Origin of the sequence: Escherichia sp. WS1450 (assembly GCF_046487395.1) — a bacterium.
GTDB classification, from domain to species: domain Bacteria; phylum Pseudomonadota; class Gammaproteobacteria; order Enterobacterales; family Enterobacteriaceae; genus Escherichia; species Escherichia coli.
The window spans coordinates 60875-73543 of sequence record NZ_JBJQJO010000016.1; the positions used below are offsets into that span (position 1 = coordinate 60875).

Genomic DNA, 12669 nt, shown 5'->3' on the forward strand with positions numbered 1-12669 from the left:
GCAGAGGATTCATCATAATAAACGTAAAATTAATGTATCCTTCATTGAGGAATAAACATTTTTTTACAAAAAAACGACAGGAACGTATTTACTGGGTTAAATATAATCATCCTGCTTTTCATCACAAAAACCGCAGATAATCCTTCCTTTCCCCTGCTGCTGGCGTTATGGTCAGATGGTTTTTGCAACAAATCTCACAATAAAAAGTTTCAACATACTGACTATTTAGGGAAAAATATGCGCAAGATCACACAGGTAATCAGTGCCGTTTGCTTATTGTTCGCTCTAAACAGTTCCGCTGTTGCCCTGGCCTCATCTCCTTCGCCGCTTAACCCTGGTACTAACGTTGCCAGGATTGCTGAACAGGCACCAATTCATTGGGTTTCGGTCGCACAAATTGAAAATAGCCTCGCAGGGCGTCCGCCAATGGCGGTGGGGTTTGATATCGATGACACGGTACTTTTTTCCAGTCCGGGCTTCTGGCGCGGCAAAAAAACCTTCTCGCCAGAAAGCGAAGATTATCTGAAAAATCCTGTGTTCTGGGAAAAAATGAACAATGGCTGGGATGAATTCAGCATTCCAAAAGAGGTCGCTCGCCAGCTGATTGATATGCATGTACGCCGCGGTGACGCGATCTTCTTTGTGACTGGTCGTAGCCCGACGAAAACAGAAACGGTTTCAAAAACGCTGGCGGATAATTTTCATATTCCTGCCACCAACATGAATCCGGTGATCTTTGCGGGCGATAAACCAGGGCAAAATACAAAATCGCAATGGCTGCAGGATAAAAATATCCGAATTTTTTATGGCGATTCCGATAACGATATTACCGCCGCACGCGATGTCGGCGCTCGTGGTATCCGCATTCTGCGCGCCTCCAACTCTACCTACAAACCCTTGCCACAAGCGGGTGCGTTTGGTGAAGAGGTGATCGTCAATTCAGAATACTGACAGAGCGGGAGAGCGTGACACTCTCCCGAATGCTGTTTTTTTAATCACACCTTTATCCTTTCTCTGTCTTGCTGCAAACTGATTAAGAGAGTTTTATCAAGGAGCAGCACATGTGGTATCAAAAGACGCTCACGCTTAGCGCCAAATCTCGTGGGTTTCATCTGGTAACGGATGAAATTCTGAATCAGCTGGCTGATATGCCGCGCGTTAACATCGGTTTACTGCATCTGTTGCTGCAACATACCTCCGCCTCTCTGACACTTAATGAGAACTGCGATCCCACCGTACGCCACGACATGGAGCGTTTTTTCCTCCGCACCGTTCCCGACAACGGAAATTATGAGCATGACTATGAGGGAGCTGACGATATGCCTTCTCATATCAAATCCTCAATGCTGGGAACATCGCTTGTATTGCCGGTGCATAAAGGGCGTATTCAGACCGGCACCTGGCAAGGCATCTGGCTGGGGGAACATCGCATCCACGGCGGATCGCGTCGCATTATCGCGACACTACAAGGGGAGTAAAAAATGACCATTTCGGAGTTGCTACAATATTGCATGGCAAAACCAGGCGCAGAACAGAGCGTGCATAACGACTGGAAAGCGACGCAGATCAAAGTGGAAGATGTACTGTTTGCGATGGTGAAAGAAGTAGAAAATCGCCCGGCGGTTTCGCTGAAAACCAGCCCGGAGCTGGCGGAGCTGCTACGTCAGCAGCACAGCGATGTGCGTCCAAGCCGCCATCTGAATAAAGCGCACTGGAGCACCGTGTATCTCGACGGATCGCTACCGGATTCGCAAATCTATTATCTGGTGGATGCGTCTTATCAGCAGGCGGTGAATTTGCTGCCGGAAGAAAAACGTAAATTGCTGGTGCAACTCTGAAAGGAAAAGGCCGCTCAGAAAGCGGCCTTAACGATTACAGCATCGGCTTGAGGAAGCGTGCCGTATGCGAAGCTTCGCACTCCGCGACGGTTTCTGGCGTACCGGAGACGAGGATCTCGCCGCCGCCACTGCCGCCTTCCGGTCCCAGGTCGACAATCCAGTCAGCGGTTTTGATCACGTCGAGATTGTGCTCAATCACCACAATGGTGTTGCCCTGATCGCGCAGTTTATGCAGTACGTCGAGCAGTTGCTGAATATCGGCGAAGTGCAAACCGGTGGTCGGCTCATCAAGAATATACAGCGTCTGCCCGGTGCCGCGTTTTGACAGCTCACGCGCCAGCTTCACGCGCTGGGCTTCACCACCAGAAAGTGTGGTTGCGGACTGCCCCAGGCGAATGTACGTCAGACCAACGTCCATCAACGTTTGCAGCTTACGCGCCAGTGCAGGTACGGCATCAAAGAACTCACGCGCCTCTTCGATGGTCATATCCAGCACTTCGTGGATGGTTTTGCCTTTGTACTTAATCTCCAGCGTTTCACGGTTATAGCGTTTGCCTTTGCACTGGTCGCACGGTACGTAGATATCCGGCAGGAAGTGCATCTCCACTTTGATCACGCCGTCGCCCTGACAGGCTTCGCAGCGTCCGCCACGGACGTTAAAGCTGAAACGTCCCGGCGTATAGCCGCGCGCACGGGATTCCGGTACGCCCGCAAACAGTTCGCGCACAGGCGTAAACACGCCGGTATAGGTCGCTGGGTTAGAACGCGGAGTACGACCAATTGGGCTTTGGTCGATATCGATCACTTTATCGAAATGCTCCAGCCCCTGAATATCGCGATACGGTGCCGGTTCGGCGATGGTCGCACCATTCAACTGGCGTTGGGCAATCGGGAACAGTGTGTCGTTAATCAGCGTCGATTTACCGGAACCTGAAACCCCTGTGATGCAGGTAAACAGACCGACTGGCAGCGTCAGCGTCACGTCTTTCAGGTTATTACCACGTGCGCCTGTCAGCTTCAGCACTTTTTCCGGATTCGCCGGAACGCGTTTCTTCGGCACTTCAATCTTGCGTTTGCCGCTCATGTACTGCCCGGTCAACGACTCAGGCACTGCCATAATCGCTTCCAGTGGACCTTCTGCGACCACTTCACCGCCGTGTACACCTGCGCCCGGGCCAATGTCGATCACATGGTCAGCGGCGCGAATCGCGTCTTCGTCGTGCTCCACCACAATCACGGTATTACCGAGATCGCGCAGATGGATAAGCGTACCCAACAGGCGCTCGTTATCGCGCTGGTGCAGGCCGATAGACGGCTCATCGAGCACGTACATAACGCCAACCAGGCCCGCACCAATCTGGCTCGCCAGACGGATACGCTGGGCTTCACCGCCAGAAAGTGTCTCTGCCGAGCGGGAAAGTGTCAGGTAATTCAGGCCGACGTTAACGAGGAATTTCAGGCGATCGCCAATCTCTTTAAGAATTTTTTCCGCAATCTTCGCTCGCTGACCTGCGAGTTTGAGATTGTTGAAGAATTCCATCGCATGACCGATGCTCATGTCGGAGATAGCAGGCAGCGGCGTATTCTCGACATACACATGACGCGCTTCTCGACGCAGACGTGTCCCTTCGCAGCTGGCGCACGGGCGATTGCTGATAAACTTGGCTAATTCTTCGCGTACCGCACTGGATTCCGTCTCTTTATAACGGCGCTCCATATTGTGCAGCACGCCTTCGAACGGATGACGACGAATGGAGGTATCGCCACGATCGTTCATGTATTTGAATTCAATGTTTTCTTTGCCAGAACCGTACAACACCACTTTATGCACGTTCGCGCTCAGGCTGCCCCACGGCGCTTCGACGTCGAACTTATAGTGATCTGCCAGCGATTTCAGCATCTGGAAGTAATAGAAGTTGCGGCGATCCCAGCCTCGGATCGCACCACCTGCCAGCGACAGTTCCGGATTCTGGATCACGCGGTCAGGATCGAAATATTGCTGTACGCCAAGGCCGTCACAGGTCGGGCAGGCACCCGCCGGGTTGTTAAACGAAAACAGGCGTGGTTCCAGTTCACGCATACTGTAGCCGCAAATTGGGCAGGCGAAGTTGGCGGAAAATAGCAGCTCTTCCGCTTTTGGATCGTCCATATCGGCAACTACCGCGGTACCACCGGAAAGCTCCAGCGCAGTTTCAAACGACTCGGCAAGACGTTGGGAAAGATCATCACGCACCTTGAAGCGATCAACCACCACTTCAATGGTATGTTTCTTTTGCAGTTCCAGTTTCGGCGGATCGGAAAGATCGCAGACTTCGCTATCAATACGAGCACGGATGTAACCCTGGCTTGCCAGATTTTCCAGCGTTTTGGTGTGTTCGCCTTTGCGCTCTTTAATGATTGGCGCGAGTAGCATCAGACGCTTGCCTTCCGGCTGCGACAGCACGTTATCCACCATCTGGCTGACGGTTTGCGCCGCCAGCGGGACGTCGTGGTCCGGACAGCGCGGCTCGCCAACGCGGGCGAACAACAAACGCAAATAGTCGTGGATTTCGGTGATTGTCCCCACCGTAGAACGCGGGTTATGAGACGTTGATTTCTGCTCAATTGAGATGGCAGGAGAAAGCCCCTCAATATGATCGACGTCCGGCTTTTCCATCAGTGACAGAAACTGCCGCGCGTAGGCGGAAAGGGATTCAACGTAACGGCGCTGCCCTTCGGCATATAAGGTGTCGAAAGCGAGCGAGGATTTGCCAGAACCCGAAAGCCCGGTCACGACAATGAGCTTGTCGCGGGGGATAACGAGGTTGATGTTTTTGAGATTATGGGTGCGGGCGCCCCGAACTTCGATCTTATCCATTCACCTTTCCCGGATTAAACGCTTTTTTGCCCGGTGGCATGGTGCTACCGGCGATCACAAACGGTTAATTATGACACAAATTGACCTGAATGAATATACAGTATTGGAATGCATTACCCGGAGTGTTGTGTAACAATGTCTGGCCAGGTTTGTTTCCCGGAACCTAGGTCACAACATAGTAAAAGCGCTATTGGTAATGGTACAATCGCGCGTTTACACTTATTCAGAACGATTTTTTTTCAGGAGACACGAACATGGCCAGCAGAGGCGTAAACAAGGTTATTCTCGTTGGTAATCTGGGTCAGGACCCGGAAGTACGCTACATGCCAAATGGTGGCGCTGTTGCCAACATTACGCTGGCTACTTCCGAATCCTGGCGTGATAAAGCGACCGGCGAGATGAAAGAGCAGACTGAATGGCACCGCGTTGTGCTGTTCGGCAAACTGGCAGAAGTAGCCAGCGAATATCTGCGTAAAGGTTCTCAGGTTTATATCGAAGGTCAGCTGCGTACCCGCAAATGGACCGATCAATCCGGTCAGGATCGCTACACCACAGAAGTCGTGGTGAACGTTGGCGGCACCATGCAGATGCTGGGTGGTCGTCAGGGTGGTGGCGCTCCTGCAGGTGGCAATATCGGTGGTGGTCAGCCGCAGGGCGGTTGGGGTCAGCCTCAGCAGCCGCAGGGTGGCAATCAGTTCAGCGGCGGCGCGCAGTCTCGCCCGCAGCAGTCCGCTCCGGCAGCGCCGTCTAACGAGCCGCCGATGGACTTTGATGACGACATTCCGTTCTGATTTGTCATTAAAACAATAGGTTATATTGTTTTAAGGTGGATGATTAAAGCATCTGCCAGCCATAAAAAAGAAGCCTCCGTTATGGAGGCTTCTACATATCAAGTTAAAATCATTGGCCATTGTGGCGGTGTCTGATTCATCTCTTCTATCATCACCGACTCGATGTTGTGCCAGATGGCGGTGATATCCGCCATTGTGATGCCAAGCAACCCCATTGCGAACCAGCAGGCAGAAACCACGCCCAGACCGCTGCTGATCACTGCAAGCCCGACATAATCAGACCGACGAAAACGGATGTTGAGTGTACTGGCCAGAAACATCATTACGGCACTAAGAAGTTGCCAGCGAAGAAGAACCACGCCAGTGGTGAGGGTAGCCATCAAACAATTCCTCTGAAAAGAGCCGATGCCCTGGACAGCGCGGCGTTGTTCACGGGAGGCGTGATACAATCTGGCTATCGCGGGGCTTGCAGAACACAAAAAAGAAACACTCTGTTTGTTTCATTAATTTTGTGAACTATATCACAATTGATTGTTTGTTAGCCAGATTAGGCCGTGACTTTTATTGCCGTACAGATTATGTGTTTTTTCAGCGGCATTAAGGGCATATCTTCCCGCCGCTTCTGCATTCCTGTAGGAAATTAGTTTTGAATATCAATGAATTATTTTTATTCAGGTGACGATTAAAAAGGTATCAATTTCAAATCAGGCAAAAGTGCTATTTATACCGTAAGATTTATCTAAAGACGTCGATAACCAGGGTTTTCACCTTGCAATGACCGGGTATAAACAGGCAGGAAATTGATAGCAATGAGTCATCATGCACGACACCAATTACTGGCGTTGCCGGGCATTATCTTTTTAGTTCTCTTTCCCATCATTCTGTCGCTATGGATTGCCTTCCTTTGGGCAAAATCAGAAGTGAATAGTCAGCTCCAAACTTTTGCTCAGCTGGCGCTGGATAAATCCGAGCTGGTCATTCGCCAGGCAGATTTAGTGAGCGATGCAGCAGAACGCTATCAGGGGCAAGTTTGCACTCCAGCCCATCAAAAGCGAATGTTGAATATTATTCGTGGCTATCTTTATATTAATGAATTGATCTATGCCCGTGATAACCATTTTTTATGCTCATCGCTGATAGCGCCTGTAAACGGCTATACGATTACACCGGCCGATTATAAGCGTGAACCTAACGTTTCTATCTATTATTACCGCGATACGCCTTTTTTCTCTGGCTATAAAATGACCTATATGCAGCGGGGAAATTATGTGGTGGTCATCAACCCTCTCTTCTGGAGTGAAGTGATGTCTGATGATCCGACATTGCAATGGGGTGTGTATGATACGGTAACGAAAACCTTTTTCTCGTTAAGCAACGAGGCCTCGGCAGCAACGTTTTCTCCGCTGATTCATTTGAATGATTTAACCGTACAAAAAAATGGCTATTTATATGCGACAGTTTATTCGACAAAACGCCCAATTGCAGCCATTGTTGCGACTTCATATCAACGTCTTATAGCGCATTTTTATAATCATCTTATTTTTGCGTTACCCGCCGGTATTTTGGGGAGTCTTGTTCTGTTATTACTCTGGCTACGTATTCGACAAAACTATTTGTCTCCCAAACGCAAATTGCAACGCGCCCTCGAAAAACATCAACTTTGCCTTTATTACCAGCCAATAATCGATATCAAAACAGAAAAATGTATCGGAGCTGAAGCATTGTTACGTTGGCCTGGTGAGCAGGGGCAAGTAATGAATCCGGCAGAGTTTATTCCGCTGGCAGAAAAGGAGGGGATGATCGGACAGGTAACTGATTATGTTATTGATAATGTCTTCCGCGATCTGGGCGCGTACCTGGCAACACATGCCGATCGCTATGTTTCTATTAACCTGTCGGCCTCCGATTTTCATACGTCACGGTTGATAGCGCGAACCAACCAGAAAACAGAGCAATACGCGGTGCGTCCGCAGCAAATTAAATTTGAAGTGACTGAACATGCATTTCTTGATGTCGACAAAATGACGCCGATTATTCTGGCTTTCCGCCAGGCTGGTTACGAAGTGGCAATTGATGATTTTGGTATTGGCTACTCTAACTTGCATAACCTTAAATCATTGAATGTCGATATTTTGAAAATCGATAAATCGTTTGTTGAGACGCTGACCACCCATAAAACCAGTCATTTGATTGCGGAACATATCATCGAGCTGGCGCACAGCCTGGGATTAAAAACGATCGCTGAAGGCGTCGAAACTGAGGAGCAGGTTAACTGGCTGCGCAAACGCGGCGTGCGCTATTGCCAGGGATGGTTCTTTGCGAAGGCGATGCCGCCGCAGGTGTTTATGCAATGGATGGAGCAATTACCCGCGCGGGAGTTAACGCGCGGGTAATAAAACTACAGGCGGTGGCGATAATCGCTGGGAGTGCGATCAAACTGCCGACGGAAAACGCGGGAGAAGGTCTGCTGCGAGACATAACCCAGGTCCATTGCGATATCAAAAATCGGACGCTCGGTGGTGCGCAACTCAACGGCGGCCAGTAACAGGCGGCGTTGGCGAATGTAATCACCAAGTGTCTGATGCGTCACCGTGCGGAACATCCGCTGTAAGTACCACTTTGAATAGCCTGATTTTTTTGCGACGACATCAATGTTAAGCGGCTGGTCAATATGCTCGTCAATCCATGCGATAAGATCCTGAATAATTTTCTGATGGGACATAAATCTGCCTCTTTTCAGTGTTCAGTTCGTTAATTCATCTGTTGGGGAGTATAATTCCTCAAGTTAACTTGAGGTAAAGCGATTTATGGAAAAGAAATTACCCCGCATTAAAGCGCTGCTAACCCCCGGCGAAGTGGCGAAACGCAGCGGTGTGGCGGTATCGGCGCTGCATTTCTATGAAAGCAAAGGGTTGATTAGCAGTATCCGTAATAGTGGCAATCAGCGGCGATATAAACGTGATGTGTTGCGATATGTCGCAATCATCAAAATTGCTCAGCGTATTGGCATTCCGCTAGCGACCATTCGTGAAGCATTTGGCGTGTTGCCCGAAGGGCATACATTAAGTGCGAAAGAGTGGAAACAGCTTTCGTCCCAATGGCGAGAAGAGTTGGATCGGCGCATTCATACCTTAGTGGCGCTGCGTGACGAACTGGACGGATGTATTGGTTGTGGCTGCCTTTCGCGCAGTGATTGCCCATTGCGTAACCCGGGCGACCGCTTAGGAGAAGAAGGCACAGGCGCACGCTTGCTGGAAGATGAACAAAACTAAAGCGCCACAAGGGCAAGCTGACTCATCGTTAATATGGGGGCGATTTTCTCCCTCGCCCTTTAGGGTGAGGGTAAATATTTGCACTGGTGCTGCCTGTTCCCCTCACCCTAACCCTCTCCCCGAAGGGGCGAGGGGACTGATCGAGCTCTTTTGGAATTATTCGCAAACACAAAACTAAAGCGCCACAAGGGCGCTTTAGTTTGTTTTCCGGTCTTTGTCTTTCTCTCTATCCCGCTGGTACACAGGAGGGTTTCCCCCGACGTCAACACACCTCATTCGAGCACGTGGTGGAGGTTCCGGTTGGTGTTGATGCTTTAATTGTATGTCACCGGCGTTTCTTCGCCAGAGTAAAAGTACACTTTTTAGCCGCAATATTTTTGTCATCTCAGACGATTTTTTATCGCAATCCTGAACGGTATATGGCTCGATAACGCTGCAATCTTGCGCATCGACGATAACGTTTGCGCATCAATTGCCTGGTTTTTCATCGTCAAGACAATAAAAGAGAAAAAAGCAGCAAACTTCGGTTGAAAAAGCCGCTATGATCGCCGGATAATCGTTTGCTTTTTTTACCACCCGTTTTGTATGCGCGGAGCTAAACGTTTGCTTTTTTGCGACGCACCAATTTGTCGCAAACCTGGAGCAGGAAGATAACGTTTCGCTGGCAGGGGATTGTCCGCCACGCATCTTGACGAAAATTAAACTCTCAGGGGATGTTTTCTTATGTCTACGCCATCAGCGCGTACCGGCGGTTCACTCGACGCCTGGTTTAAAATTTCACAACGTGGAAGCACTGTCCGTCAGGAAGTGGTTGCCGGGTTAACAACATTTCTGGCGATGGTCTACTCGGTTATCGTCGTTCCAGGCATGTTGGGTAAAGCAGGCTTCCCGCCTGCGGCAGTTTTCGTTGCGACCTGTCTGGTTGCCGGACTCGGTTCTATCGTGATGGGTCTGTGGGCTAATCTGCCGTTGGCGATTGGTTGCGCCATCTCCCTGACGGCGTTTACCGCATTCAGTCTGGTGCTGGGGCAACATATTAGCGTACCTGTCGCGCTGGGTGCTGTGTTCCTGATGGGTGTACTGTTTACGGTAATTTCTGCCACGGGTATCCGTAGCTGGATTTTGCGCAACTTGCCGCACGGTGTGGCGCACGGCACGGGGATCGGTATCGGTCTGTTCCTGCTGCTCATTGCCGCTAATGGTGTCGGTCTGGTGATTAAAAACCCGCTTGATGGTCTGCCCGTTGCGCTGGGTGATTTCGCGACCTTCCCGGTGATTATGTCACTGGTAGGTCTGGCGGTGATCATCGGCCTGGAAAAACTGAAAGTCCCTGGTGGCATTCTGCTGACCATTATCGGTATCTCAATTGTCGGTTTGATCTTCGATCCTAACGTCCATTTCTCCGGCGTTTTCGCCATGCCTTCATTGAGCGATGAAAACGGCAATTCACTGATTGGTAGCCTGGACATTATGGGCGCGCTGAATCCTGTAGTCCTGCCAAGCGTTCTGGCGCTGGTGATGACGGCAGTATTTGATGCCACCGGAACTATCCGCGCCGTCGCCGGTCAGGCGAACCTGCTGGATAAAGATGGGCAGATCATTGACGGTGGGAAAGCACTGACCACCGACTCCATGAGCAGCGTTTTCTCTGGCCTGGTGGGTGCAGCTCCGGCAGCGGTATACATCGAGTCTGCGGCGGGTACGGCGGCGGGCGGTAAAACCGGGTTGACGGCTATCACCGTTGGCGTGCTGTTCCTGCTGATTCTGTTCCTCTCTCCGCTCTCTTACCTCGTTCCGGGGTATGCAACGGCTCCGGCGCTGATGTACGTTGGCCTGCTGATGCTGAGTAACGTGGCGAAAATCGACTTTGCTGATTTTGTTGATGCGATGGCGGGTCTGGTTACGGCGGTATTCATCGTGCTGACCTGTAACATCGTAACAGGCATCATGATCGGCTTCGCGACTCTGGTGATTGGTCGTCTGGTTTCCGGCGAATGGCGCAAGTTGAACATCGGTACGGTCGTTATCGCTGTGGCGCTGGTGACCTTCTATGCGGGTGGCTGGGCTATCTAATCTTTCATATGATTCTGAAAACGGGTGGCAATGGCTGCCCGTTTTTATTTTCTCCGCACATTGTGTGAGCTTTTGCGATATTCTGAAAAAATGAGAATTCAGGCATAACGTCTTTCTCAGATCATAAAAAACATCGCAAACAGGGAACGCATGGAAATCTTCTTCACCATACTGATAATGACCCTCGTGGTCTCGCTGTCCGGGGTGGTCACTCGTGTCATGCCCTTTCAGATCCCGCTTCCGCTTATGCAAATCGCCATCGGTGCGCTACTGGCGTGGCCGACGTTTGGTTTGCATGTGGAGTTTGATCCTGAACTCTTTTTAGTCTTGTTTATCCCGCCGTTGCTGTTCGCTGATGGCTGGAAAACGCCGACCCGTGAATTTCTCGAACATGGTCGAGAGATTTTCGGCCTCGCGCTGGCGCTGGTGGTGGTCACCGTGGTCGGCATTGGCTTCCTTATTTACTGGGTGGTGCCGGGCATTCCGCTGATCCCCGCCTTTGCGCTGGCGGCGGTGCTTTCTCCGACCGATGCTGTGGCGCTCTCCGGGATTGTTGGCGAAGGGCGCATCCCGAAAAAAATCATGGGCATTTTGCAGGGCGAAGCGTTGATGAATGACGCCTCTGGCCTGGTGTCGTTGAAGTTTGCCGTAGCAGTGGCGATGGGGACGATGATCTTCACCGTCGGCGGTGCGACGGTCGAATTTATGAAAGTGGCCATTGGCGGTATTCTCGCCGGTTTTGTAGTGAGCTGGCTGTATGGTCGCTCGCTGCGATTCCTCAGCCGCTGGGGCGGTGATGAACCCGCGACGCAGATTGTTCTACTGTTCTTGCTGCCATTCGCTTCTTATCTGATTGCCGAACATATTGGCGTTTCCGGCATCCTCGCTGCGGTTGCCGCCGGGATGACCATCACCCGCTCCGGTGTGATGCGCCGTGCGCCGCTGGCAATGCGCCTGCGCGCAAACAGTACCTGGGCGATGCTGGAATTTGTCTTTAACGGCATGGTATTCCTGCTGTTAGGTCTGCAGCTGCCGGGTATTCTGGAGACGTCGCTGATGGCGGCAGAAATCGACCCTAACGTCGAAATCTGGATGCTGTTTACCGATATCATTCTGATTTATGCGGCGCTGATGCTGGTCCGTTTCGGCTGGCTGTGGACGATGAAAAAGTTCAGCAACCGCTTCCTGAAGAAGAAGCCGATGGAGTTTGGTTCGTGGACCACACGAGAAATCCTGATCGCGTCTTTCGCCGGGGTGCGTGGGGCGATCACTCTGGCTGGTGTGCTCTCTATCCCGCTGCTCTTGCCGGATGGTAACGTCTTCCCGGCGCGCTACGAGCTGGTATTCCTGGCGGCTGGTGTCATTCTCTTCTCGCTGTTTGTCGGCGTGGTGATGTTGCCTATTCTGCTACAACACATTGAAGTCGCGGACCATTCGCAACAATTGAAAGAGGAACGTATTGCGCGAGCGGCAACGGCAGAAGTGGCGATTGTGGCGATCCAGAAAATGGAGGAGCGTCTGGCGGCGGATACCGAAGAGAATATCGATAACCAGCTGCTTACGGAGGTCAGTTCTCGCGTCATTGGTAACCTGCGTCGTCGCGCCGATGGACGTAACGACGTTGAAAGTTCCGTGCAGGAAGAGAACCTTGAGCGTCGCTTCCGTCTGGCGGCATTGCGTTCTGAACGTGCTGAACTGTACCACCTGCGCGCCACGCGGGAGATCAGCAACGAAACGCTGCAAAAATTACTGCACGATCTCGATTTGCTTGAAGCGTTGTTGATTGAGGAAAATCAGTAAGCCGAAAGCGACGTAACCAGGCCCGAGGTAATTTGAAA

11 protein-coding genes are annotated in these 12669 nt (G+C 51.1%); 8 read left to right on the forward strand and 3 right to left on the reverse strand.

All coding sequences use genetic code 11. From position 1 onward, the window contains the following. Positions 1–237 precede the first annotated feature (237 nt). From aphA to ACJHYR_RS18040, 3 genes are all read left to right on the forward strand, one after another. Positions 238–951 (forward strand): acid phosphatase AphA, encoded by a 714-nt coding sequence (gene aphA, locus ACJHYR_RS18030; RefSeq protein WP_072837433.1) that lies wholly within the window; start codon positions 238–240, stop codon positions 949–951. 110 nt (positions 952–1061) lie between these two features. Then, positions 1062–1478, forward strand: a complete 417-nt coding sequence (locus ACJHYR_RS18035; RefSeq protein ID WP_000270375.1) for a secondary thiamine-phosphate synthase enzyme YjbQ — start codon at positions 1062–1064, stop codon at positions 1476–1478. 3 nt (positions 1479–1481) lie between these two features. Next, positions 1482–1838 carry an MmcQ/YjbR family DNA-binding protein gene (locus tag ACJHYR_RS18040; RefSeq protein ID WP_000155657.1) on the forward strand — a complete coding sequence of 119 codons (357 nt, stop codon included), beginning with the start codon at positions 1482–1484 and terminating at the stop codon, positions 1836–1838. A gap of 34 nt (positions 1839–1872) precedes the next feature. Here ACJHYR_RS18040 and uvrA read toward each other — a convergent pair whose 3' ends face one another. Continuing rightward, a complete protein-coding gene (gene uvrA, locus ACJHYR_RS18045) occupies positions 1873–4695 on the reverse strand; it encodes an excinuclease ABC subunit UvrA (RefSeq protein ID WP_059327781.1) in 2823 nt (940 codons plus the stop codon). Positions 4696–4949: 254 nt separating this feature from the next. On the opposite strand from uvrA, the gene ssb1 reads away from it, so the two are divergent. Next, positions 4950–5486, forward strand: a complete 537-nt coding sequence (gene ssb1, locus ACJHYR_RS18050; RefSeq protein WP_000168305.1) for a single-stranded DNA-binding protein SSB1 — start codon at positions 4950–4952, stop codon at positions 5484–5486. 98 nt (positions 5487–5584) lie between these two features. On the opposite strand, the gene ACJHYR_RS18055 is transcribed toward ssb1, so the two are convergent. Then, positions 5585–5866 (reverse strand): YjcB family protein, encoded by a 282-nt coding sequence (locus tag ACJHYR_RS18055; protein WP_001295689.1) that lies wholly within the window; start codon positions 5864–5866, stop codon positions 5585–5587. A 429-nt stretch (positions 5867–6295) separates the two neighbouring features. Between ACJHYR_RS18055 and pdeC the strand changes: the two genes are divergently transcribed. Beyond that, complete coding sequence (gene pdeC, locus ACJHYR_RS18060; protein WP_072837432.1) at positions 6296–7879, forward strand: c-di-GMP phosphodiesterase PdeC; 1584 nt, start codon at positions 6296–6298, stop codon at positions 7877–7879. Positions 7880–7884: 5 nt separating this feature from the next. Here the strand turns inward: pdeC and soxS are convergent, their stop codons facing one another. Beyond that, positions 7885–8208: a superoxide response transcriptional regulator SoxS gene (gene soxS, locus ACJHYR_RS18065; RefSeq protein WP_000019358.1), complete on the reverse strand. Its 324-nt coding sequence runs from the start codon at positions 8206–8208 to the stop codon at positions 7885–7887. Between the two features lie 85 nt (positions 8209–8293). Here soxS and soxR point away from each other — a divergent pair, with 85 nt between their 5' ends. The 3 genes from soxR to ACJHYR_RS18080 all read left to right on the forward strand — a co-directional run bounded on the left by soxR (position 8294) and on the right by ACJHYR_RS18080 (position 12631). Then, positions 8294–8758 (forward strand): redox-sensitive transcriptional activator SoxR, encoded by a 465-nt coding sequence (soxR, locus tag ACJHYR_RS18070; protein ID WP_000412424.1) that lies wholly within the window; start codon positions 8294–8296, stop codon positions 8756–8758. Positions 8759–9481: 723 nt separating this feature from the next. Then, the gene (ghxP, locus tag ACJHYR_RS18075; protein ID WP_000106882.1) at positions 9482–10831 is read left to right on the forward strand and encodes a guanine/hypoxanthine transporter GhxP; all 1350 of its coding nucleotides are present in this window, start codon (positions 9482–9484) and stop codon (positions 10829–10831) included. Positions 10832–10981: 150 nt separating this feature from the next. Next, positions 10982–12631, forward strand: coding sequence for a Na+/H+ antiporter (locus tag ACJHYR_RS18080; RefSeq protein ID WP_000402207.1), 1650 nt, complete (start codon positions 10982–10984; stop codon positions 12629–12631). Positions 12632–12669: the final 38 nt, after the last annotated feature.

What these genes read in the sequence shown, in the direction of transcription:
- soxS (WP_000019358.1), bottom strand. Translation starts at nt 8,208, where the DNA reads ATGTCCCATCAGAAAATTATTCAGGATCTTATCGCATGGATTGACGAG.
- ACJHYR_RS18040 (WP_000155657.1), top strand. Translation starts at nt 1,482, where the DNA reads ATGACCATTTCGGAGTTGCTACAATATTGCATGGCAAAACCAGGCGCA.
- ssb1 (WP_000168305.1), top strand. Translation starts at nt 4,950, where the DNA reads ATGGCCAGCAGAGGCGTAAACAAGGTTATTCTCGTTGGTAATCTGGGT.
- aphA (WP_072837433.1), top strand. Translation starts at nt 238, where the DNA reads ATGCGCAAGATCACACAGGTAATCAGTGCCGTTTGCTTATTGTTCGCT.
- uvrA (WP_059327781.1), bottom strand. Translation starts at nt 4,695, where the DNA reads ATGGATAAGATCGAAGTTCGGGGCGCCCGCACCCATAATCTCAAAAAC.
- ghxP (WP_000106882.1), top strand. Translation starts at nt 9,482, where the DNA reads ATGTCTACGCCATCAGCGCGTACCGGCGGTTCACTCGACGCCTGGTTT.
- pdeC (WP_072837432.1), top strand. Translation starts at nt 6,296, where the DNA reads ATGAGTCATCATGCACGACACCAATTACTGGCGTTGCCGGGCATTATC.
- ACJHYR_RS18035 (WP_000270375.1), top strand. Translation starts at nt 1,062, where the DNA reads ATGTGGTATCAAAAGACGCTCACGCTTAGCGCCAAATCTCGTGGGTTT.
- ACJHYR_RS18055 (WP_001295689.1), bottom strand. Translation starts at nt 5,866, where the DNA reads ATGGCTACCCTCACCACTGGCGTGGTTCTTCTTCGCTGGCAACTTCTT.
- soxR (WP_000412424.1), top strand. Translation starts at nt 8,294, where the DNA reads ATGGAAAAGAAATTACCCCGCATTAAAGCGCTGCTAACCCCCGGCGAA.
- ACJHYR_RS18080 (WP_000402207.1), top strand. Translation starts at nt 10,982, where the DNA reads ATGGAAATCTTCTTCACCATACTGATAATGACCCTCGTGGTCTCGCTG.